Here is a 24,231-nt window from a genome sequence, read left to right on the forward strand (position 1 = left end):
GCACAAGAAAGACAACGGGGCGGCTTACGCGGCGCACGCCGGGTTCTGCGCGACAAACGCTGGGCGACGGGTCCGTCCAGGGGTATGCTATGAGCTGCGGGCGACCGAAATTCGCCGGTGCGCATCACATCGCAGTCTCAGAAAGTGACCGGAATGAGTGAAGGTGGATTTGGCACAGACCAGCTTTCCAAAGCGGCTCAGGATTGGTTCCGAAAAGGGAACGAAGCCATGGGTCGTCAGAACTGGGATTTTGCCGTCGAATGCTACGGCAACTCTGTGAAGATGAAACCCGACGTACTGCTCTACCGCCAGACTCGGCATGGCTGCCTTCGAAAGAAGTACGATGACAACGGCACCGGTGCCCGAATGGCCAGCGTGAAACTGATGGGGATTCGCGGTCGAGTCAAGAAGGCACGCATGAAGAAGGACTGGACGGCCGTCGATCAGGCAGCGGAAGAAGGTCTGCTGGTCAATCCCTGGGACGCTCAACTGTTCGCGGACATCGGAGAAGCGGCCGTCGAACAGGAACGCGGCGAAGTGGGTGCCTACGCATGGGAACAGGCAGTCAAGCTGGATATCAACAACATTCCGTACAACAAGGCGCTGGGCTTCGTTTTGCGGGAACGAGGCGAATACAAACGCGCCCGGGCGTGTTTCGAGCGGATCTATAAACTCGATCCGACTGACGGCGACGCTCGGTCCATGATGGGGCAGATCGACGCGGAATCCGTCATGGATCGCGGGAATTACGAAAAGGCGAAGAACACTCAGGATGTCAAAGTTGACAAGGAAGAACCCGTCAACGCGTACGAAGCGGACCGGCGCGCTCGAAAGGGCGGCAAGCCGGAAGCCGACGCTCCCGGCCAGTCCGTGGAACTCGACCTGCGCCACGCAATCCGCAAGGAGCCGGAAAACATCAACAACTATGTGAAACTGGCTCAACACTACCACAAGGCACGGCAGCTTCCGCAGGCACTGGAACAGTACGAAAAGGCTTTGGAGATTTCCGGCAACAGCACGGATATCCTGGAACTGAAGGAAGACGTCGAACTTGACATCGTCCGTGATCGGCTTGCCGACGCGACCGACCGGTTTCGCAAGAAGCCGGACAACGATCGCCTGAAACAAAAGGTGATCGAACTGCAGACGGAACTCCGGACCAGGGAACTCGAAGTCTTCGCGCCGCGCATCGAACGTCACCCGAACGACATGAAAATGCGTTTTGAGATGGCGGAGCGATATCGCAAGTCCAAGCAGTATTCGAAGGCAATTCCGCTGTACCAGCAGGCCAGCGCCGATTCACGACTGAAGGACGACGCGCTGGTCTGGCTGGGTGAATGCTTCATGATGGACGGAAAGCTGGATCTCGGCCGCCGGCAGTTTGAACGCGCCCTGGAGGGACTCAGCGCTCAGGACAAGCCGGACGCCTTCAAACGCGCGCACTACTGGCTGGGACGCGTTTACGAGAAGTCCGGCAAGACCGAACAGGCCGAGACTCACTATACGGAGATTCTGTCGGTCGACTACGAATACAAGGACGTTCTGCAGCGGCTGGAAAAACTGCAGGGAGGCGAAAGCGGCCTGGCAGCACCGGACGACGACGAAGACGTGTCCTGAATTCTGTCCGTGCGACGGCAACCGTCGACAGGACCGCTATTTCCGCAGTTCGTATTCCTTGATCTTGCGGTACAGAGTGCGTTCGCCGATTCCCAGCAGGCGGGCGGTTTCTTCGCGGTTGCCGTCGGTCAGTTCCAGCGCACGCTGAATGTAGTACTTGTCAACTTCTTCCAGCGGCCGGCCAATCAATGAATCGGCACCGGAGGGCCCGTGAGCTTCGCCGGCTGTCAAATCATCAGACACCAGCGGCGCGATTTCGGGCGGCAGACCGTCAACATCCAGCAGCCCGTCCGTGTCCATCACCAGCATGCTTTCGATGGTATTGCGCAACTGCCGGATGTTTCCCGGCCAGTGATAACTGAGCAGCGCCAGCCGCGCAGTTCGTGAGAAACCCTGCACTTCGCGACCGGTTCTCTTCGACAGGTCGCGCAGGAAATGCTCCATCAGCAGTGGAATGTCACCCGGACGATCCCGCAGCGGCGGCAGTTCGATATTTACGACATTCAGGCGGTAGTACAGATCCTCGCGAAACGTCCCTTCCTCAATCATCTTCTTCAGACTTGCGTTGGTGGCGGCGACCAGTCGAACATTGATGTCCATCTCGTCGTTGGCGCCCAGTCGCGTGACCTTGCGGTCTTCCAGAACTCTTAGCAGCTTGATTTTCGTGTCCATCGGCATTTCGCCGACTTCATCCAGAAACAGAGTTCCTCCGTTGGCGTATTCAAATTTGCCGACGCGGCGGCCCATCGCGCCAGTAAAAGCTCCCTGTTCATGGCCGAACAACTCGCTTTCCAGAATACTGTCCGGCAGCGCGGAGATATTCAGCGGAACGAACGGCTTGTTCTTTCGCGGACTGTTCTGGTGAATGGCCTTGGCGACGAGTTCCTTGCCCGTGCCGTTTTCTCCGCTGATCAGGACGGTGCTGTCCGTCGGAGCCACGTTTTTCAGGATTTCGATAATGCGATGCATCTGCGGGCTGTTGCCGATGACGCCTTCGAATCCAAATCGCTCTTCCAGCGATCGCCGAAGCTCCGCATTGCGCCGGATCAGACGCAGCCGCGCCGAGGCTTTTTCCACGGCTGACCGCAGTTCGTTGATGTCCAGCGGTTTCGTCAGGTACGTATACGCGCCGTGCTGCATGGCGGTGACCGCCGAAGCAATCGAACCGTGGCCCGTCAGAACGATGACTTCCGCGTCGGGCAGGTCGTCCTTGGCCTGCCGCAGGATATCCAGGCCTCCGACATCTCCCATCTGCAGGTCTGTCACGATGACGTCCCAGGATTCGCCGGAAATCATTTGCGAACCGCGTTCGCCGGATGACGCGACTTTGCATTCACAGTTGATGCGAGCCAGGCTGTCCGCCACCGCCTGCGCATGACTTTCGTCGTCGTCGACGACGAGTACTCGAATGGGGATCGTGGTCAGATCAGGTGCGTCGTTTTTCGCGTCGGTCATCAGCCGCCCCGGGCGGAAATCCGGGGTTCCGATTCCGGCAGCGCAATGGTGAACCGGGTGCCTCGCCCCGGTTCACTTTCGCAGCCGATGCTTCCCCCGTGAGCTTCAATAATTCGTCGCACAGTCGGAAGGCCCAGCCCGCTGCCGCCGGACCGCGTGGAGAAAAAGGCCTGAAACATCTTCTGTCGCGTGCGATCGTCCATGCCGCTGCCGGTGTCGATGACTTCCAGGACGGCATCGCCGTTGCGGCTCATCGTCAGAAACTCCAGTGTGCCGCCGTTCGGCATCGCCTGCAGCGCGTTGCGAGCCAGGTTAGACAGCACCTGGCGGATCAGTGACACATCGACCTGAACATCCGGCAGATTCGCATCCAGATGTGAGCGAAGTTCCACATGCTGATCGCGGGCCTGTGGCTGCAGAAAGGCAATGTAGTCGCGGACGATAGCGTTCAGGCTGGTGGTTTCCAGGTCCAGTTCTCCGGCCCGCGCGAACTGCAGGAAGGCATTCAGCACATCTTCCAGGTCGTGGCATTCACCCCGCAGCTTTTCGATCCGCGCCAGCATGCGCCGAGACTTCGCGGAATCCTCGTCGCGGAGGTCTTCCGACAGCAGTTCCAGGTGCATTCCGATTGTCGACAGCGGATTGCGAATCTCGTGGGCCAGCCCCCCGGCCAGGGTGGCCAGCTCCGTATTCTGCGCCTGCAGCCGCTGCCGTTCATCGTGAGCAAGCTCGGTTTCCACGATCATGGTCTCCGATTCGAACGGACCAGAAACAACCGTCCCCGCGGGGATCCCGCGAAGACGGCTGGTCGACGGCAGCGGGCAACTATTCGTCGTCTTCAAAATCGTCGTCGTCATCATCGTCACCACCGCCACCGGTTTCCGCCAAAACGGCCTTGCGAGACAGCTTGACGCGGTTCTGATCGTCCACGGCTATGACTTTGACTTCCAGGACGTCACCCATCCTGCAAACGTCGGTGACATTTTTCACGAAGCCATCCGACAGTTCACTGATGTGACACAAGCCATCCTTGCCGGGTGCAATTTCGATGAAGGCACCGAAATCCTTGATGGATGTCACACGGCCCTTGTAGATCCTGCCGACCTGAATGTCTTCCGTCAGGGCTTCGATGCGGGCCAGAGCAGCGTCCGCAGCCGCTCCGTTCGCTGCGGAAATCGTCACGGTGCCGTCTTCCGCAATGTCGATCTGAGCACCGGATTCCTCCTGAATGGCACGAATCGTCTTGCCTCCCGGACCGATCAGCAGGCCGATCTTCTCGGGATTGATCGACGTCTGTACCAGCTTGGGAGCGAACTCCGATACGGACTGCCGCGGCCTGCGAATCGCCGTCAGCATCTGACGCAGCAGTTCCTTGCGAGCTCGCAGTGCCTGTTCCAGCGTGTCGCGAATGATCGCCTCGCTGATCCCGTCGGTTTTCAGGTCGAGCTGAATGCCGGTCACACCCCGGCCCGTCCCCGCGACCTTGAAGTCCATGTCGCCGAAGTGATCTTCGTCACCCATGATGTCCGTCAGCAGAGTGTACCGGTCGCCTTCGTCAACCAGCCCGATGGAAATTCCGGCAACCGGCTGCTGAATCGGCACACCGGCGTCCATCAGGCTCAGCGTCGCACTGCAGACCGAGGCCATGGAACTGCTGCCGTTCGATTCCAGAATGTCTGAAATCACCCGAATGGTGTAGGGAAACTTGTCGGGCGCGGGAATGACGGGAGCGACCGAGCGTTCCGCCAGACACCCGTGCCCGATTTCGCGTCGGCCCGGTCCGCGGATCGGACGGCATTCACCCACAGAGAAGGATGGAAAATAATAGTGCAGCATGAACCGGTCGGACGTTTCTCCGAACAGTCCGTCGCCGCGCTGCTGGTCGCGAGTCGTTCCCAGAGCCACCGTAGCCAGTGACTGAGTCTCGCCGCGCGTGAACACAGCAGACCCGTGAACACGAGGCAGCTTTCCGACTTCGCAGGTCACCTGTCGCATTTCGTGAGACTTACGTCCATCCAGACGTGTGCCGGCCAGAATCAAATCCCGGACGACTCGCGATTCCAGCTTATAGAACGCACCGGCAAATTGACTTCGAGTCAGCCCGTCCGATGTTACTTCCGCTTCGGCAGGGAAGAACTTTTCCAGAAGCTCCGTTTTCAGGTCGCGGACCCGATCGGCGCGTTCGTGCTTCATCAGTGTCGCCTTCGCGTCTTTCAGTCGGGCGTAGGCTTCTGTCTTGAGGATCTCATCAAACGGGTTCGCTTCGGGTTCCGGCTGAGCAGCCGGTTCGACACCCATCTGCTTTGCCAGGTCCGTCTGCAGGTCACACAACTGCTGAATGTACTGATGGGCGTACATAATCGCGTCGCCCATTTCCTTTTCGGGCATCTGAGCGGCAAAGCCTTCGATCATCAGAATCGCCTTCTTTGATCCTGCGACGATCAGGTCCAGCTTGCTGTCGGCCATCTGCTGCACCGTGGGCATCAATACCAGTTCGCCGTCGACCAGCCCGAGTCGCACCGCGGCGATTGGTCCGCGAAACGGCATTCCGGAGACCATCAGCGCCGCACTGGCTCCGTTGATGCTCAGTACGTCGGGATCGTTCTCCCCATCGCTGGACATGACGTTGGACTGAATCTGCACCTCGTCCCGGAAACCCTTCGGGAACAGGGGACGGATGGGGCGGTCCGTCAGGCGGCACGTCAGGATTTCGCGCGTCGTCGGGCGGCCTTCCCGTTTGAGATACCCGCCGGCGAATTTTCCGGCCGCGGCCAGGCGCTCCCGGTAGTCGACGGTCAACGGGAAGAAGTCGACACCCGGACGTGAGGGTCCGGTCTGAGCGGCGACAAACACACTGGTTTCGCCAAACTGAATCATGACAGCGCCGCTGGCTTGCTTTGCCAGCTCACCGGAAGCCAGAGAAAGCGTACGGCCTCCGAATTCACAACTTACTTCAACTTTCTTCACGATCAGATCCTCACCCGGCATGGCCGGAGCAAAGACCGCTGAGGAAACGGTGGAAAACGAGACGGGGACTTCCTGCCGGACAGCAGCCTTCGGATGTCCTGCAGATTGTCACTTGCGCCTGATTTCCAGTTCCCAAATCGCAGATTCGAAAGTTCAGATATTCCGCACGAGCAGCAACTTTACGACATCAGGAAAGCAAGCCACGAACTTCCGCGGTTCGTGTGAGACACGTCTGGTTGGCGGTCCGCTGCGCCTGGAATCGACCAGGCAACACGCTGCGACAGCACTGGCAAATCAAACTCACTCAGACAATACGCCTGCAACTTCCGACAACTCAAAGTCGCCCCAGGTGGCGGCAATCCGCGACGAACCTGCGGCAGCAGTCAGGACAAAAAACGACACACAACAAAAAGTCAGATCACACGATCAAAGCAACATTCGGCAACAACATTCAGACGATCACAGTACTCGCGATCACAATTCTTGCGATCACCGTACACGCGATCACGATTCAGGCGTCACGGGCCTCAGACCCGATCTTTTCCGGCTTATCGACCGCAGTCCCGCCGACGAAGGCACCAACAAACAAGGCGTCGACGCCGGAAATCCCGCGTGCGACGCCTCTGCCGTTACTTGCGAATTCCAAGGCGAGTAATCATCTCCACATACTGTTCCGGAGACTTATGCTTCAGGTAGTCCAGCAGCCGTCGCCGACGCCCGACCATTGACAACAGACCGCGCCGCCCGGCGTGATCCTTCTTATGCATCCGAAGATGTTCGGTCAGCGTCTGAATCTGATGAGTCAGCACGGCGATTTGTACACGCGGCGACCCGGTATCATTCGCGGTTTGACCAAATTCCTTGATCAGCCCCCTCTTCACTTCCGGGGTAATTGACATATCAACGCCTTCATTGCTCCCGACACGGGAGTATCTGCCAACCGGCGGGGTCAACGGTCGCTGCCGCAGCAGCATCCAAAGCCCTGAAACGCCGATCCGGCCTGTTGCAAAAACTGAGGCTCAACCGCTGAGCCCGCGAAAGGAAAGACGCGGCATTGTATCGACGTGGTCCGGTCGATCAATCCTGAACGAAAATTGCCCTGAGTAAGCCGGCGAGCCGCCGAATGCGGTCCGGTAAGGCATCTATTCAGCATCGGTCCGCCGCACAACCAGCACCGGACAATGAGCGTGGCGAATGACCTGTTCCGCCACGGAACCCAGCAGCATCCGTTTGGCACCGTGATAACCGTGCGACGGAATCACGATCAGCCCGGCACTGATCCGGTCCGCGTACGAAGCAATTTCGTGTCCGGCGCGGCCTTCAAGAACGATCTGGTGTGCTTCGGACAGACCATGCTGCTGCACAAGATCACTCAGGTGCTGGCGGATCGACCTGATTGACTCGGCCCCGTGGGCGTCGCCGGTCAGTTCGATGGAGATGTGGTCCAGGTGCTTCGCCACGTGGACGACATAGAGCTGCGACAGATCCTCCACCGCGTCGGCCGCGACAGCCAGCGCCTTGGACGACATCGGAGAAAAGTCAACCGGTACAACGACGGGAGCTGTGGGCTTCCAGGGCATTACTTGACCTTTGTCGTCTGCATTCGCGAATTCCGGTCGGTGGTCCGGGCACGATGCGACGGTCCAAATCCGGTCACCCGCAGCAGTGTAATTTCCGGGTGACAATTCCACCGCACGGGGTCCTTCGAACCCACTCCCCGAGACACGTGAAATATCATGCCCCGATGTTCAAAAATCCCGCAGGAATAGCGAACACCATGACGGCTGGGCGAATACACCGGACCGACGACCGGAAGCTTGATCTGACCGCCGTGATTGTGACCCGCCAGCATCAGATCAAAGTCGTTCTGAATCGCAAAATCGCGCTCGTCCGGCGAATGGCTCACCAGAATTCTCAGCGACTCATTGCTGCGAGACGGGACAACCGGTGACGAACCCATCCACGGTCTTTCCGTACCGGCCAGCAGGACCGACGTTCCTCCCAGCAGACAGTGTTCCAACCGCCCCGCAAGACTCACCCAGCCGGTCTGCGAAATGGCCGCGCGGATGGCTTCGTGATCCTGCCGCCAGTCGTGATTTCCCAGCACAAAAAAACCGGGAGCCACCGCCGACAGCTTCGCAAAGAAATCGGTGGCCCATGACATCGTTGCCATGTCGTCCAGCAGGTCGCCGCTGAATAAGAATACGTCCGGCCGCATTTCACAAAGTCGTTCAGCCACGAAATCGAAGTAGCCGCGACCGGGACAACCGATGAGATGCATGTCGGAAAAATGAGCAATGTTCAGCGACGACATCGATTCCGCGGCGGACGTGCCGGACCTGCCTGATTCACGATTCCTGACGAGTGGCCGCGGCGTCGCCACGGCGAGATCGATGTGCTTCTCGTTGACTTCAAGGCGGCAAATTTCGTTTCCCGGAACGGCGACCAGGAATCGAGACCGGTTACCGCAGATCTCAGAACGCGAAGCATCCGTCGCCGCATCACGGCAAACGTCGATAAATCGAGATTCCTGCCGAACCAGCGCGCTGGGCGACCGGCGAAGCTGCCACCGCAGAATGCCAAGAACGAACGGTATTGTTCCCGCCATCGTCAGCACCAATAAGGCGCGGATCCAGTCAGGCTGCTGGTCAAACGTTCCTCCAGTCAGCAGGCCAGTCTTCCCGAACCCGCTTTTCCACAGTATCAGAATCGGGAACAGCACCACGCCGGCATCGTGCAGGGCTCGATACGCCGTTAATCGCCATTCCGGCAGCGCGCGGGAATGCTGGCGGTTGACCATTATGATCCACCAGGTCGCGTTGCCGACGACGGCCAACCCGAGAATTCCGATCCCGATCACGTGATTCATTGCCGAAGCTGTCCTGCTGCCTCTGGACCGTCCGTGGGGAGATGTATAAGCTTTGCCGGATACAAATCTGAAAATGCTCAACCGTTTTGCAGAGACGCTTTGTACAGGAGAATGTCATGAGAATCACCAGCACTATTTGCCTTCTAAGCCTGTTTTTCATTGGTTGCGGGACAGAATCCGGAGTGACAGTCTCGCAGACTTCGCAAGAGCAGCCTGTCGGCGTCGAATCCGGGGCCGGCGCTGAAATTCAACCGATCGCGGCAGCAAACAGCGATGGCGAATACACACCGGTCACGCTGGAAGTCCCGACGATGGAATGTCCGTTCGCATGTTACCCGACCGTCAAGGAGACTCTGGAAGAACAGCCAGGGGTCACGTCTGTGGAGTTGGTGCCGCAGAAGGAAGAAGGCGTCATTGACGACCGCCGCGTCATCGTGAACGTCAGCGAAGGCTTCAGTCTCGACGAGGCAGTCGCCGCTCTTTCGAAAGCCGGCTTCAAGAACGCGTCCGTGAAAAACTGATCAAGCCGAGTTACAAATCAAAATCTGATGCCCGGTACCTCGCCTGAGTTACCGGGCATTTTTTTGGCGTATTACCTGCAATCGATCGGACTACACGGCTTCCGGTACAACTTCCGGAATGATCTCACGCGGGCGGCCCCGGTCGCACACGACCGCGTCCGAGCGGTTCATCAGGTTGTGAAGGTTCCGCAGCACGTACCACCGTAGCGCCAGAACCAAAGACCCGTAGGCCGCGAGATTCGTGAGCACCACAAGCCACTCCGAATCCGGAAACCAGCTTCGCCGAAAGACCATGTGCAGTTCGTGGATCTCATTAAAGCAGGGGATAATCGCGGGACTCATGAAGCAGAAGATCGGAAAGTCGTCCGGATTCTTATCCATGGAAATCATGATCAGCGCGGCGATCAGTGCCGGCACAATGCACAGAGCAATGACCGTCAGCAGACTGCCCAGCATTGCCTTCATCTGCGACTGAAATCTCAGGCCGAACCAGACGGAAATCCACTTCACGAAGTGCATATAGACAAACGCCGTCGCGGCCGCTGCGAACAGAAACCGGGTGGCCGACATCGTGTGCGTCAACCAGGACACACCGGGTACTGCCGTCACCGGAGCCCGGGGAATATTGCTGAACACGGCGCGTGGCATAATTCCAATTTCGACCCAGTACTTCATCAGCCCGTTCGTGAATGCCAGATTCATGACTCCCGCCACGGCGATCGGGAACAGAAGCAGCCATGACAGGCGATTGACTCCGGCCAGCTTCTGACGGAGAAGATCGCGATTCCGAAGAGGCATCGTCAGCAGTGAATCCAGCGTCTGCTTTTCACGTTCGCCGGCGAATGACCGACAGCCGTACCCCATGACAATCAGCAATGCGATAATCAGCAGCCCGATGCTGACAATGGCGCTGATTTCCTCTGTCCGATACGGAATCCAACTACTGGCTGCAAACCAACACCACTGGACGAGTATTTGCAGCCCGACAAATCCCGCAACGGTGCTCCTTCGATGGATTATGGACCGCCGCCGTTCGCGCCACGCAACGGGATCGAGATCAGGGAGATCGGATTTCGACTCACGCTGCGCATCGTCGGGAATGAACCGATGCAGCGGATGCGCCAGCGGCAGGGACGCCAGCACTTTTTTCAGTGCCCGCTTTAGCACACGAATGGTATTCAGCAGCCACTTCTTCACGGGCAGCGGCTGACCGAAGCTGTAACGCACTAATCCCACACGTGCCACAACGATCGCGATCAGAGTCACGATATTGGCCGGAATCGTAAACAGCATCACCGTACCCGCATCTCTGCCAGCATCCAGCAACAGAGCCAGGGGATAGAACGCTGCCAGGAACAATTCGTTGTCCGGCAGACCGGAAAAGGGCCCGCGACCGATCAACACCGGCCATCCAAAGCTCAGCGTCAGCAACACACCGTACGTGGCCCAAAACGCGGCGAGGCTGCTTTCCAGGAGAGCCGAGCAGCAAACGGCGATCGCCGTGATGTGAATTGCAATAAACACCAGGATCAGCAGGCCGATTGCGGTCATTGAAAACGACACGCCTCCCATCAGGTAGGCAACACCCAAAAGCGGCGCCGCGACGACGATCAGCGACAGCATCGGCATGACTCGCGAGGCAATCTTTTCCAGCACGATGATTGCCGGCGTCAGCCGGGAAGTCAGCAACAGCCCGAGCGTTTGCTTTTCCTTCTCCGATGTAATCGACGAACAGGCCATCGCCGGAAGCAGGGCGTACAGCGCACTGGCCATAACGGCAAACAGAACTTCCGTCAGTTCACGACCGGATCCCATCATCCGCAGCGGACTTCGGATGCGATGTGCAAGGCTGGCGAACGTCACCAGAAAGAACAAAGCGAACACCGCCAGAACGGCGACGCGCAGAATGTACGTGCGGCGCCGCTGAGCCGCTTCGATCAGCTCACGCTTCAGCAGCGGCAGTTCAATTCGCGACACGAAATTCCAGACGGCCATCAATGTCCAACCTGTCCGCTGTGCGACGAAACCGTATGCCCGAACTGCAATTCAGCCGACGTACCGCACCAAATCAGGAGCGCTGTCCGGCTGACCTCCGCGAGTGATTCGGCGCGAATCAGAATTTGTTTGCCGGAATCACCGCTTTTCGACGCCCCAGGTGTCATCGCCGGCGCTGTCAGACGAATTCGCCGAAGCCAATAAGCGCGGGGAACGTGGTCCGTCCGATCGACGGAGGCCTTTGCTGAGTCCGCGGGAGTGCTATTTCGCGTTTTTTTCGGCGCGTTCCCGCAACTGAATCGCGAGTGTCTCCATGTGGTCGCGGTACTGCTGATCGAGGACTTCGAAGCGGACACCCGTGATTTCTTCCAGAGACGGTTCGTGCGACAGATCCTTCAGATTCGGACGGTAGACGGCGGACAGCAGTCTGACAAGATCGTCGCGGTAGCGTCCGTCGTCGTAGTGCATCAGGAAATGTGTGACACCGGATGCCTGCGAATACAACTGGGCAACGTTGGGATGGTTTTGGAAACTGTCCTTTCCCAGCGAGCAGAATTCCTGCAGCGGCAGATAGAACTTTGCTTCGGGAGTCGGAGCCAGCAAACGATGGATGGCGGCAACAAACCGGGGGTTCGCCGGGTCACCGACAGTCGCGCCGTTCTCATGAATCTGAAAGGATTCGAAATAGCAGGCCGGTCCTTCGATCACCCAGAAGTTCGAGTTCTCGCACAGAGTCCACGCCGTCGGGTTTCGGGAACCGAGCATTCTTGCCTTCAGGCGAGCCGCGGTTCGTCGATCATCCAGCGTATGGATGTCCAGGACCTGATGCGTCCCTTCGTGAAACAACGTGGTCAGATCTCCGCTGCGATAGAAATAGGACGTCTGGTTCGGTTCCCAATACAAGCCGTTGGTCACCAGGTTCGCTGGAATCTTGTCGCGCACGGCTTCGTTGTATTCGGATTGCAGAGCGTAGTAGTGAACGGTCATTCGCTGATCGTCATCAGACGCGCGGCGGCGCGGTGAAGCCTGTTCAAAGCGTTCTTCCAGCGCCTGAGGAGTGTCAAAGAAGGCGGCAAAGTGGGTCTGAACCCACGAATCGAACGTCTCCAGTTTCAGCGAAAGCTGTACGCCTTCTTCCCGGCTGGTATTGGTCTTTACCAGGAAGTGTTCGGATTCGATTTCCCACGCATCTCGAAAGTTGCGGCGCAGCTCGGCTTCCTTTTCGACGGAAACCCAGTTTCGGCCCCACGGCCGTTCGCCGTCCTCATAGCGCTGAAGATGTGCCTGCGGAATCCAGCCGAAGCGTGAATCGAACACATGCGGCCGGCTTCCGCTGCGCATGCGAGCTTCGAACGGCGACACCCATTCTCCCGCGTATGTCGGATCGTCCTGCCGGGAACGGTCACGAAAGGCCTGCTGTCCGAGGATCATTCGTGCGTGCCGGTGGTCCGGGTCAATTCGGATCACATCCTGGACCCATGCGTATGCCAGCGACGGCAGCTCCGCGCGCAGAGCAGCCCGGGCCAGCCGGTAGAAATCGGCCGCGTAATCCTCGCGGATGGCATGCAATCGTTCCCGCCAGAGTTTTTCTTCCGGCGGCAGCGCGGGATTCACGGGAAGCCGCATCATCCTGGGCAGAGATTCGGATTCCTGCGGACTGTCGGTCGTCAACTGAAGCGATATTGCCGTGACGTCCGCCGCGGCCTGAGTCTGCCCCCGATCGAAGCACTGCTGGCTGAGATTCGTCAGGTCGAACCGGAGATTCCGGAGGATCTCCTGATGCTGTTCCTGAAGCTGGCTGCGCCGCCGATCGACCGTGGAGTTCCGATCATCGTCCGCGGCTGCCACGACGCACGCTGTAACGGCGATGAACATCGCGACCACACCGATTGCCGAGCGACGCTGCATGCGCGGCAGGCAGAATCCCGGGACCACCACCGCTCTGACCGCAGCGCTGTTTTTCAGCGTGGACTTCACCAATGGACTCCCGAAACCCTCAATTCGGACACTTCTTTCCACCCAAGGATACCAGCCGCGTCGATTGCTCGAAACACGACTTCCCGCATCCGTCGCAACCTCACGCTGCGTTTGACATTGCAGAAACGGATTCTTACCGTCTGTCGCCGATCGGGCAGGGTTCTGTCCGCACTTGTTCCGGTATTCTTCAACGGACAGCTTTTGAGAAGTTAAGAGATAAGAGGTGAATTCATGGCTCGACCTGTGACTCTGTTTACCGGCCAGTGGGCAGACCTGCCACTCGAACAACTTTGCCGAAAAGCGAAGGAATTCGGCTACGACGGCCTGGAACTGGCCTGCTGGGGAGATCACTTTGAAGTCGACAAGGCCATGTCCGACGACAGTTATTGCCAGAAGAAGCGGGATCTGCTCGATAAGTTTGAACTGAAGCTGTTTTCGATTTCCAACCACCTTGTCGGGCAGGCCGTTCTGGACAACATCGACGCCCGGCACAAGGCGATTCTGCCGGGCTATGTCTGGGGCGACGGCAACCCGGCCGGCGTGAATGAACGGGCCATCGAGGAAATGAAGCAGACGGCCCGTGCTGCTCAGAAACTGGGAGTCAGCGTGGTGAATGGCTTCACCGGATCCAGCATCTGGCACATGGTCTACGATTTCCCGCCGATCCCGCGCAGCATGATCGACGCCGGTTACGAGCTGCTGGCGGAACGATGGAATCCGATTCTGGATGTGTTTCAGGAATGCGGCGTGAAGTTCGGCCTGGAAGTCCATCCCGGTGAGATCGCATTCGACATCTTTTCCGCCGAACGAACTCTGCAGGCTCTGAATCATCGCGAAGAGTTCGGCTTCAATTTTGATCCCAGCCACCTGATCTGGCAGGGAGTCGACCCGGTGGAATTCATTCGCTATTTCCCGGATCGCATCTATCACGTGCATATGAAGGATGCTTCGACGACTCTGAACGGCCGCAGCGGGATTCTTTCCAGCCACCTGTCGTTCGGTGACGCTCGCCGCGGCTGGGACTTCCGCAGCGTGGGACGCGGAGCGGTTCGGTTTGAAGAAATCATCCGAGCCCTGAACGCCGTCGGATACAACGGCCCGCTTTCTGTCGAATGGGAAGACAGCGGCATGGACCGCGAACACGGCGCCGCCGAAGCCGCTCAGTACTGCAAAAACGTCGACTTCGAACCATCCGGTCGAGCCTTCGACGCAGCGTTCGGCGATTAAACGTAATTGCGTTCAGTTTCTGCGCGAGCGTCACGCCTCGTTCCCCCTCGCCCGCGGAGCGGGAAAGGAAGATTTGTCTGCATCCGGCAGAAAAAACGGGTGGGCTGGCCGCCCGCAGCATGCGAGTTGCGCGGAAGACTTCCCCGCATCAAAGTGGTTGAACATCGTGTGGTGGCTGCACTGGGTTCCCGCCTGCGCGGGAATGACGGGGCGTGCCGGGTTCCTGCCTGCGCGGGAATGACGAGGGGAGCGGCTCAGGTTGGGCACTACTCGCACGCCGGGTTCTATGGCGTTGCGCCGTCATCCTGCGGGTACAGCACCAGGCGGTCGTGGCACAGCAGAATCAGGTCACCGCGACCGTCGCCGGTCACATCCGCCACCAGTCCTTCGCGCGGTTCCGTACCGCGGGAGTCGGATTCGGACACCAGCCGCTTTTCTTCGAAGACGCGGAAGTGCGTGGCCGGCTCAAGACCTCTGGATTCGTCGAACCGCAGAATTTCAACGCCGTCGAAACTTGTATCGATCGTCGTCAGGTCAATCGCGTTGTCGCCGTTGAGGTCGCCGGCAATGATATCGGCCGGGTACGCGTCATCGCGATCGGATTCCCAGGAAGCGATTTCTTCCAGTGTCGAATCGACTCGTCCGGAATACAGCACGCTGAACTGTTCATTCCCGAACAGCAGCAGATCATCCTTGTGATCGCCGTTCAGATCGGCGACGTGAACGGAAATCAGCCGCAGCGACCCGAGCTCCACTTCCTTCCACGGTCGGTACAAACCTGACGTTGATTTGAGAACTCGCAGCTTCCGGATTCCCGAATCCACCAGCACGATTTCGTTGCCGTCTTCGTTATCCAGATTCAGCGCGGCGACTCCTTCGATGCGAGCTTTCGATTCGCCGGCATTAAACTGATCGGCGACCTTCCAGCCTTCGTCACCGAATGTCATCGCCCGTGCGAAGGAATCCCGCGACACCAGCAGCGAGCTTCCGTCGACAAACAGCGAGCCTCCGGAAGAGGTCCCCAGATCCAGCGGACGGACGCCTTCAGCTTCCGTCAACGTATGCTCGTCACCGCTGAACAGAACTCGCAGACCGTCGCCGTTCGAGCCGTTGGGAATCAGCAGCAGGTCGTCCTGCTGATCACCGTTGACGTCCATCGACAGCAGATCGATGCCGCGGCTGCCCAGCGTTCCGGAAGGCAGACTCTGCGGCTCACGCAACCCGACGGGCTCCCACACGGAGTCTGAATTCACCTGGAACTGCTGCAGCCTGACTTCGGCCCGGTTACCGGAACCTTTCTTCGTCACGACTGCCAGGCGGTTTCCCAGGGCTTCGATGGCGGCCAGTTCGAATCCTGCTTCGGGCCGGGCCACCGCCTGTGGAAAGGTCAGCCGTCCGTTTTCGAAGCGGCTGACAGCGATGGCGGCTTCCTTTTCGCTCATCAGGATCACTTCATTCGAACCGTCGCCGTCGGCGTCCATGATAGCGACATCGGTCGCGCCCAGCAGGCCGGGGAAGATCTCCGCAGTGTCGAGTCCGTCGATTCCGTTCTGCCGATAGACCAGCACCTGAGCGTTCTCCGGATCGGTAACGACGGCGTCCGTCAGACCGTCGCCGTTGATGTCACCCACCGCGACGGCTCGACCGCGGCTGCTGGTTGCCTTGCCGATCCCGTATTGCACAAGCCGGGCGGGCAGTTCGTTGTTGTCCGTTGTCGACCGTTTCAGCTTCGAAACCAGAACCCGGCCGGTGCGGGCATCGATCGTCAGCACTTCCTTACCGGGCAGTTGATCGACGTCATGCAGAGTGACAGAACGGGGCTGCTGCAGATCGAAGCAGACTTCCGGCCCCAGCCGGCCGTCGGCCGTCTGCAGGCGAGCACACAGACCTCGCTCGGAACCTTCATTCGCCATGTAGCACATGTCGCTGCGGCCATCACCGTCGATGTCAGCCACCTGAATCATGCTAAGTTGTGGCGACGTGTTGATCAGATGTTCGGGAGCCTTCATCTTGCCTTCGTCGTCCTGGTAGACCACGTACGTGACCGACTCACCAAGGACGACGATATCGGCGCGCTTGTCGCCGTTCAGGTCACCTGCGGAAATCATCCAGGACGTCGGCGTCAGTTCGGGAAGCCGGATGGACCAGCGTTCGGTCCATTCTTCCTTGCCGGGTTCCGGCTGGTATTTCACGACAAGCTGATCCGGCACGCCGATGTACGCCACATCTTCGCGGCCGTCGCTGTTGAAGTCGGCGGTTGCCATTCCGGCGATGGGCTTGTCGACGGAGATCTGGCGAATATCGAACCGCCAGTCGGAGACCAGATCATTGACGTCGCTGCCCGATTTCCGGCTGGCCTGTTCGGCATCGGTCTGCTGCCGCAGCAATCGAATGCTGCTGGACCGATTATCAACCAGCAGGATGTCCGTCAGCCCGTCGCTGTCGAAATCTCCGGCGGCCAGGTTAAACGCCCGCTCATCCAGCTTGAACAGCTCGACGCCGGAAAACCCGTAGAACTGAGCCAGGTCATTGGACTTCTCAGAAAGCTCCTCGGCATGCGCCGCGCAGCTTCCGGAGTTCTCAATCGACACGATCGCGGCCGCAATCGATACGGCAATTAGCAGCAGCCGGGCGGCCTGCATTGGGGGAGTTCGATTTATCACGAGCAACGCCTTCCATGAAACGCGGGAAACCGCCGGACGAGTCGTCCGCGCGACCCGGTATTCTTGGAACGCGCCGCGCCGGATGCAAGCCGTCAAATCCGCCCGTCACTTGCCATTTCGATTGATCCGTCCGTAGGATGGCTGCGTTGACGTTCTGTCCTGTCGCAGTTCCCCACGGGAGAATCGGGCCGATGAGTAACGCTGCGGCGCCTTCGGGCAACACAGATCTGGCGGAAGAACAGATTCAGCATTTTGCGAATCGCGTCAGCGAAATTCGCGAGCAACTGCACCGCACCGTCGTCGGACAGGACGAAACGCTCGACCTGCTGCTGACGTGTGCCCTGACCGGTTCGCACGCATTGCTGGTCGGCGTTCCCGGGCTGGCGAAGACTTTGATGGTGAAGGCTCTGGCCGCCGCGTTTCACTGGAAGTTCGCGCGAGTTCAGTTCACGCCGGACCTGATGCCGTCCGACATCACCGGCTACGAACTGCTCGGAAGGCCCGCCGACGACGGGTCGCCCAGCCTGACGTTTCGCAAAGGCCCCGTGTTCGCGAACCTGGTGCTGGCCGACGAAATCAACCGGGCGGCGCCGAAGACACAGTCAGCGATGCTGGAAGCCATGGCCGAACGGCACGTTACCGTCGGCGGAGAAACGCATCTGCTGGAAGAACCCTTCATCGTCATCGCCACGCAGAATCCAATTGAACAGGAAGGCACATATCCGCTGCCCGAAGCGCAGCTCGACCGATTCATGATGGAAATTCAGATCGGTTATCCGGACCCGAAGCAGGAAGTTGAGATCGTGATGAAAACCGCCGGTCACGACACCCGACTTCCCGAGGCTGCATTCGACCGGGAAACATTTCTGAAGCTTCGCGAACTGGTTTCAGCCGTGCCAATTCCCGTCAGTGTGGCGGAGTTCGCGGTGCGGCTTTGCGGCGCCACGCGGTCCAACGAAGTTACGTCGTCACAGCTTGCCAGGGACTACCTTGCCTGGGGAGCCGGTCCGCGGGGATCGCAGAATCTGGTACTGGCGGCCAAAGCCAAAGCGCTGCTGCACGGCCGCACGGCTCCGACGGTCGACGATATCCGTTCACTGGCGTCTCCCGTTCTGCGCCATCGCATGGTGCTGAACCACCGCGCCATCGGCGACGGCGTCACCAGCGACACTATCATCGAACGCCTGCTGCAGGAAAGCACACGATGGTGAGCTAATCGGAAAAAAATGCCTTCCCGTGCATCTGCCGGGTAGCACAGCTTGCCGTTGAGGAAAGCTGTGCCGCGAAGCGGTCGGAAAACGCTTCTGAACCATACTGAAACTGACAACGAACGATTCCTGATTTCACTTCGCACAAGCCAGCTTTCCAACGGCTGCGCCGCACAACTTGCTGCACGCAGGATGTGGTACGCGATTGTTGAGTAACATGGCCATCACCTCCACCACCAGCCGTTTTCTCGATCTGCAGGCACTGTCGTCGCTGGAACGCATGCGGTTCACGACGAAGCACCGCATCGAAGGCACGTACAGCGGTCGGCATGCGTCGCGGCAAAAGGGCGGTGCCGGGGAGTTCGTCGATTACCGCGAATACTCTCCCGGCGAAGATCTGCGGCGGATGGACTGGAAAGTTTACGCCCGCACCGGCAAGTCGTACGTCCGGCTGTATCAGGACGAAACGAACCTGTCCTGCACTCTGGCGATCGATGCCAGCCGGTCGATGCTATTCGGGGCTGACGGCGACTCCACCACGCAGAATTCCAAGCTGGAGTACGCTCAATTCCTGGCCACCGGTTTTTCTCACGTCATCGCCGGCGCTCAGGATCATGTCGGAATCGCGGTGCTGGCCGATGATCTGCTCGAAGCCATCCCGCCCGGCGGCGCGCCGACTCATGTGGCTCGCGTGCAGGACGCGATCGCATCCATCGCAACCCGCGAATCGACCCGGCTGGCTCCCGGCCTGCGATCACTGTTCGAACGCACGAAATCGCGTGGCGTGCTGTTGGTCGTCAGCGACTTTCTGATCGACGACGCGGAAGACACGTTTGCCGTGCTGAGGCTGTTTCGCCATCGCCAGTTCGAAGTCATCCTGCTGCATCTGGTTCATCCGGACGAAGAGCGTCTGCCGGAAGGAGCCGCGTTTCGTTTCGAGGGACTGGAAGGTGAAGGCCGCGTCGATTGTTCTCCGGCGGATATTCGCACCGAGTACGAACGAGCGTTCGCCGACCATCTGTCCGTGATCCGCACGTTCGCGCTGGCGACAGGCTGTGACTATCGGCGAGTGTCGCTGTCACAGCCGTGGATTCAGGTGCTAAGTAGTTTTCTGGTGGAAAGGTCGGGGTGATTCGCGTCTGATGTTCGCCAACTCGTGGGCCATCCTGATCGGACTGACCGCGGCCGCCGCGCCGGTGATCGTCCACTGGCTGACAAAGCCGAAGCCGGTGCGCCTGCCGGTTTCGACGCTGCGATTCATTCGGGGAGCCGTCCAGCAGCGGCGAGCTCGATACCGCCTTCGTGATCTGCTGGTTCTGATGTTTCGCACGGCCGCAATTCTGCTGCTGGCATTTGCGATTGCCCGTCCGCTGCTGCATCGGCAGGCGACGGCATCGGCAACCGATACTGCTACTGCGAACGTGACTCGGATTGTGCTGCTGGACTGCAGCCAGAGCATGGCGGCTCGCGACGGCGGCATCGTGCGCTTCGAGCGGGCTCGGCCAATCGTTTCCAATCTGCTGAAGTATCAGCCATCGATGAAAGCCAATCTGCTTCTGTCCGCAGCGAGTCCTCAGCCGGTGTTCGACGGACCGACCACGAATCTGGGAGCACTCCGCGACGCGCTGTCCGACGCTGCGGTCCGGCCCGAACGGCTGCGAGTTCAGCAGGCTCTGAATCACATCGCCGAAATGTTCGACCAGACCGATGCGGATTCGCGGATCGAGCTGGTCATCGTCAGTGACTTCCAGCGTTCCAACTGGGCAACCGCCGACTTTTCCGTTCTGCCCGAATCGTGCCAGGTCGAACTGCAGTCCGTCGCATCCAGTGACGACGCGCCGAATCTGGCCGTTCTGGATCTGACGGTCGCCGGTCGTGCCGAAGCCGGCCACGACGCTGACGTGTCCGTTCGAATCGGCAACTACTCCGACACGCCGCGGCACGCACGAGTGGAAGTCACGTTGGGCAACGTCGTGATTCCGTTCGAAGGCCACTGTCCGGCGAAAACTCAGACCTCAATCGGCGGACGGGTTCCGATCGCGTCGGACGGCTGGCACATCGGTTCCGCAAGACTCATGTCGGCGGATGACGCCCTGCCGGCCGACGACGCCATTCCCGTCGCGATTCAGGCCTTTCCTCAGCCAAAGATTGCAGTGCTGACTCGAGACGACACCGACCGCGCCGGAACGACGGCCTACTTCGTCAAACGAGCGTTGTCTTCAACCGTTACCGGCAGCACAACCACGGGCGGAACGACGGATGCCGTGTTTACGGTCGACGCAGCCGACCCGGACGTTGAACTGCTGCGGCAGGCGGAGGTTGTCGTGGCGGCCCGGCCCGGACGCCTGACCGGCGATTCAATCACAGTGCTGACGGCCATGCTTCAGCGAGGTCACAGCGTGCTGTACATCGCCGCCGATCAGCTCGACGCCGCGAACCTGAGAGATCTCACCGGCGCGCTGGGGTCGTCCGTGCGGATGCCGGTCGAGTATCTGCCGCAGCCCGGTTCGCGAAGCGGAGTCCGGCGGTTTCTGACGGACGTCGATCGGCGACGTTCGCCGTTTGCGATTTTCGGCGATGAACTCGCGTCAGCGATCGGGTCGCTGGAATTCAGCGGTGGTCTCGTCACGCGATCGACGTCCGAAGGATTGCAGGATGACGTTCGAGCAACGCTGAATGATCAGTCGGCGTTCCTGACCGTGACATCCGTGGGACGCGGCCGGCTGGCCGTGATGAATGCGGACCTGGATCGGTCGAATCTTGCTCGCACGCCCGTGCTGGTGCCGCTGCTGGGGGAATTGATTTCGCAGGATCTGGGAATGTCCGCCGCGACTCCGGCCGCATTCCCCTGCGGCGAACCGCTCGCGCTGCAGCTTCCGATCGGCGAAGAAAACATCGACGCACTGACCGTCGTCGGGCCAACCGCTGACTTGCCGGAATCCGCGAAGGGCACGTTTTCACCGGTGCCCGCCGGGATCGTCTGGGAAATCACCAGCGCCGGGCCGGTCGGCGTCTACGAAGTCCGGTTGCATGGCCGCACTGTGGCGGCCGCAGTGACTTCCGTTCCCGTCGAAGAAGCGGACCTGCGCTCGTTGTCCGCCGACGTATTCGAAGGCCGCCTGTCCGGAGGGCGCACGCTGACGTACGCCGACGGTTCAATCGCCGACACTGATTCTCAGGATGACACCTGGGTCTGGCTGGCAGCACTGTGCGTGGGCTGCGTGCTGATGGAGATCCTGACGCTGAAGGTTTTTCAAACATGACGACTCGTTCCAGAGCTCCGGCATCGAACGAGTCGACGCTACTGATCCTGCCACCTCACCGGCACACGTCGCGCGGGGACGCGAATGTCCTGGACTGCCCGGATGTCGCTGACTTTTGAACCACTACTTCCCCCCATCGCCTGGGTCACGCTGGCTGTGCTGGCTGTGGCTTTGTGGGGGTGGTATGCGACAAGCCGACCGCAATCGTGCAGCCGCCGGACGTGGAGCGGCATTCTCATTCTGACAGCAGCCGGCATCGGTTGCGTGTTGCTGGTCTTGCTGAATCCCATCTGGCTGCGTCCGCTGCCGCCACCGGCCGGCAAGCCACTGCTGACGATTCTGGTTGACGAATCCGGCAGCATGGCAACCGTCGACGCAGACAGGCAGGCGACTCGATTTCAGGCAGCGGTTGCTGACGTTGAAGATGTCGCGGAGACCCTGGCGGAAAAGTTCGACGTGCGCATTCACACGTTCGCTGAAGAAATCCGTCCGGTCAGTGTCGAACAGGTCTCGGAAGCAGAGCCCGCCGGAACCGCAACCGACCTGGCGACTGCGCTGCTGGATTCGCTGGTCGGTGACCGGCCGCAGGGACAGGCGGTGCTGCTGATCAGCGACGGAATCCACAACGCCGGCGGCAGCGTCAGCCGGACACTCGAAGCTGCCGAAACCGCAAAGGCGTGGGACGCTCCTGTCTACACAAAAACGCTCGGCGGAAACGTGCAGGTCGACGATCTGGAGGTTCGTGTTCCCCGTTCGCAGGAGCTGGCCTTCGTCGGCCAGTCGGTACCGATTTCGGTGGAACTGAAACAGCACGGACGGATCGGCGATCGAGTCAGCGTGACACTGACCGATCCGAACGGTGAAACGTCCACGACTGAGGCACCGCTGAAACCGAACGGCTCGGCTCAGGCTTCGTTCCTCGTGACGCCGCCGGAAACCGGCCTGTTTCAGTATCAGGTCCGAGCCGAAACCCTGCCCGGCGAAGCGACGCCGGCCAACAACGCAACGACGCTTCAGGTGCGAGTCGTCGACGAACCGGTCAGGGCGCTGGTACTGGAAGGGAAACCGTACTGGGACGCCAAATTCCTGCTGCGAATGCTGACCGACGATCCGTCGCTGGAAGTCGACTGCCTGGTACGAATCTCAAGCGAACGATTTCTGTGGCGAAAGCTGCAGTTGGTGGACTCGGTCGGCGAACGAACGAACACAGCGGACGGTCAAAACGACGAAGCTCAAGTCGCAGACGGCGATTCCGAAGTCGGAGATCAGCCGCTGAAGTTTCAACGCACGGAAGACGTTGAGTTTTTGGATGACGCAAAATCCTTTCTGCGCGACGCCGACAAACTTCGTGAATACCAGATCCTGCTGCTGGGCCGAGAAGCGGAGTCGTATCTGAACGAAGCAGCCGTTGAGAACATTCGCGACTGGATCGCTCGCCACGGAGGTTCGCTGGTGTGTTACCGCGGCTCACCGGTCGCCGAGCCGGATCAGAAACTCGGCAGACTGCTGCCGGTGCGGTGGGCCGCCGGACGCGACTCGTCATCCAGTGAATCCCGCTTCCGCATCCAGGTCACCGAACGCGGTGACGACTTGAGCTGGCTGCGAATCGGCGGCTCGGAAGGGCTCAGCAAGCTTCCGTCACTGGCCGCTTCGGCCGCTACTGATTCTTTGAAGCCGCTGGCAGTCGTGCTCGGTCGCGGAGGAGGTTCGGACGAAGCCACGGCTCCCGTGCTGACCTATCAGCCGTACGGCACGGGCAGAGTTGTCGTGGTCGAAGGTTCCGGTATGTGGCGCTGGGCGTTTCTACCGCCGGAATACCGCGAGATGGATTCCGCCTACGGCACGCTGTGGCAAAGTCTGCTGCGATGGCTGATTTCCAGCGGCGGCCTGCTGCCCGGCGAAGATGTGGCTCTGCAGATGGACCGCGTCAGCTTTACGGAAGGAGAATCCGTTTCGGCCGTCGTGCTGCGTCGACCGGAACTTGACCGCGACAACCTGCCGCCCGTCGAACTGTTCGACGCGAACGGCAACCTGCTGCAGACCGTCACGCCGCTGCCTGTCGGCGAAGAACTGGGAGTCTACCAGGTGTTTCTGGGAGTGCTTCCGACCGGCCACTATGAAAGCCGGCTGGTTGTGGACGAACGCGGTGAGTCCGTGACAAAGTCCGTTCACTTCGACGTGCGGCCCGACCTGCGGGAACAACTGGAAGTGTCGGCTCGCCCGGACCTGATGCAGCGCATCGCCGAAATCAGCGGCGGAGACATCATCGACACCGGCGATCCGTCATCGATCGGCGATGCATTCGAAGAACACATCTCAAAAAGCCGGTCGATACAATATCAGCGAACGACCGCCTGGGATCGGTGGTGGGTTCTGACGGGCGTGTTGGTACTATGGACTGTGACGTGGGGACTGCGCCGGCGCACCGGACTGGTCTAGCGAAGGTCATCAAATGAGTATCGAAAGTCC

Annotated in this window: 16 protein-coding genes; 7 read left to right on the forward strand and 9 right to left on the reverse strand. The window is 59.7% G+C overall.

All coding sequences use genetic code 11. From position 1 onward, the window contains the following. The first annotated feature begins 153 nt into the window (after positions 1 to 153). Complete coding sequence (locus tag R3C19_02965) at positions 154 to 1,617, forward strand: tetratricopeptide repeat protein (protein MEZ6059303.1); 1,464 nt, start codon at positions 154 to 156, stop codon at positions 1,615 to 1,617. 36 nt (positions 1,618 to 1,653) lie between these two features. Here R3C19_02965 and R3C19_02970 read toward each other — a convergent pair whose 3' ends face one another. The 6 genes from R3C19_02970 to R3C19_02995 form a co-directional block, all read right to left on the reverse strand. Next, positions 1,654 to 3,072 carry a sigma-54 dependent transcriptional regulator gene (locus R3C19_02970; protein ID MEZ6059304.1) on the reverse strand — a complete coding sequence of 473 codons (1,419 nt, stop codon included), beginning with the start codon at positions 3,070 to 3,072 and terminating at the stop codon, positions 1,654 to 1,656. After that, complete coding sequence (locus R3C19_02975) at positions 3,072 to 3,812, reverse strand: ATP-binding protein (GenBank protein MEZ6059305.1); 741 nt, start codon at positions 3,810 to 3,812, stop codon at positions 3,072 to 3,074. The genes R3C19_02970 and R3C19_02975 overlap by 1 nt, the downstream gene beginning before the upstream one ends. An 85-nt stretch (positions 3,813 to 3,897) precedes the next feature. Continuing rightward, the gene (pnp, locus tag R3C19_02980; protein MEZ6059306.1) at positions 3,898 to 6,039 is read right to left on the reverse strand and encodes a polyribonucleotide nucleotidyltransferase; all 2,142 of its coding nucleotides are present in this window, start codon (positions 6,037 to 6,039) and stop codon (positions 3,898 to 3,900) included. 629 nt (positions 6,040 to 6,668) lie between these two features. After that, complete coding sequence (gene rpsO / locus R3C19_02985; protein MEZ6059307.1) at positions 6,669 to 6,938, reverse strand: 30S ribosomal protein S15; 270 nt, start codon at positions 6,936 to 6,938, stop codon at positions 6,669 to 6,671. A gap of 243 nt (positions 6,939 to 7,181) precedes the next feature. Next, positions 7,182 to 7,619: a universal stress protein gene (locus R3C19_02990; GenBank protein ID MEZ6059308.1), complete on the reverse strand. Its 438-nt coding sequence runs from the start codon at positions 7,617 to 7,619 to the stop codon at positions 7,182 to 7,184. Then, positions 7,619 to 8,908, reverse strand: coding sequence for a metallophosphoesterase (locus tag R3C19_02995; protein MEZ6059309.1), 1,290 nt, complete (start codon positions 8,906 to 8,908; stop codon positions 7,619 to 7,621). Before R3C19_02995 ends, R3C19_02990 begins: the two co-directional genes overlap by 1 nt. Positions 8,909 to 9,024: 116 nt before the next feature. Here R3C19_02995 and R3C19_03000 point away from each other — a divergent pair, with 116 nt between their 5' ends. Beyond that, the gene (locus R3C19_03000; GenBank protein ID MEZ6059310.1) at positions 9,025 to 9,429 is read left to right on the forward strand and encodes a hypothetical protein; all 405 of its coding nucleotides are present in this window, start codon (positions 9,025 to 9,027) and stop codon (positions 9,427 to 9,429) included. Between the two features lie 90 nt (positions 9,430 to 9,519). On the opposite strand, the gene R3C19_03005 is transcribed toward R3C19_03000, so the two are convergent. Both R3C19_03005 and R3C19_03010 read right to left on the reverse strand, forming a co-directional pair. Continuing rightward, positions 9,520 to 11,424 (reverse strand): ABC transporter permease subunit, encoded by a 1,905-nt coding sequence (locus R3C19_03005; protein MEZ6059311.1) that lies wholly within the window; start codon positions 11,422 to 11,424, stop codon positions 9,520 to 9,522. Between the two features lie 261 nt (positions 11,425 to 11,685). After that, positions 11,686 to 13,401: a hypothetical protein gene (locus R3C19_03010; protein ID MEZ6059312.1), complete on the reverse strand. Its 1,716-nt coding sequence runs from the start codon at positions 13,399 to 13,401 to the stop codon at positions 11,686 to 11,688. A gap of 231 nt (positions 13,402 to 13,632) precedes the next feature. Here R3C19_03010 and R3C19_03015 point away from each other — a divergent pair, with 231 nt between their 5' ends. Continuing rightward, positions 13,633 to 14,628, forward strand: a complete 996-nt coding sequence (locus R3C19_03015; GenBank protein MEZ6059313.1) for a sugar phosphate isomerase/epimerase — start codon at positions 13,633 to 13,635, stop codon at positions 14,626 to 14,628. A 284-nt stretch (positions 14,629 to 14,912) separates the two neighbouring features. Here R3C19_03015 and R3C19_03020 read toward each other — a convergent pair whose 3' ends face one another. Continuing rightward, complete coding sequence (locus tag R3C19_03020; GenBank protein ID MEZ6059314.1) at positions 14,913 to 17,291, reverse strand: VCBS repeat-containing protein; 2,379 nt, start codon at positions 17,289 to 17,291, stop codon at positions 14,913 to 14,915. Between the two features lie 191 nt (positions 17,292 to 17,482). Between R3C19_03020 and R3C19_03025 the strand changes: the two genes are divergently transcribed. From R3C19_03025 to R3C19_03040, 4 genes are all read left to right on the forward strand, one after another. Further along, positions 17,483 to 18,502 (forward strand): MoxR family ATPase, encoded by a 1,020-nt coding sequence (locus R3C19_03025; protein MEZ6059315.1) that lies wholly within the window; start codon positions 17,483 to 17,485, stop codon positions 18,500 to 18,502. A 214-nt stretch (positions 18,503 to 18,716) separates the two neighbouring features. Then, positions 18,717 to 19,631 (forward strand): DUF58 domain-containing protein, encoded by a 915-nt coding sequence (locus R3C19_03030; GenBank protein ID MEZ6059316.1) that lies wholly within the window; start codon positions 18,717 to 18,719, stop codon positions 19,629 to 19,631. Positions 19,632 to 19,641: 10 nt separating this feature from the next. Next, entirely contained in the window at positions 19,642 to 21,762 is a 2,121-nt protein-coding gene (locus R3C19_03035; protein MEZ6059317.1) for a BatA and WFA domain-containing protein, read from the forward strand. 102 nt (positions 21,763 to 21,864) lie between these two features. Beyond that, on the forward strand, positions 21,865 to 24,201 hold the full coding sequence (locus R3C19_03040) for a hypothetical protein (protein MEZ6059318.1): 2,337 nt from the start codon (positions 21,865 to 21,867) through the stop codon (positions 24,199 to 24,201). The last annotated feature ends 30 nt before the right edge of the window (positions 24,202 to 24,231 follow it).

This window comes from Planctomycetaceae bacterium, from assembly GCA_041398785.1.
Lineage (GTDB): Bacteria > Planctomycetota > Planctomycetia > Planctomycetales > Planctomycetaceae > JAWKUA01.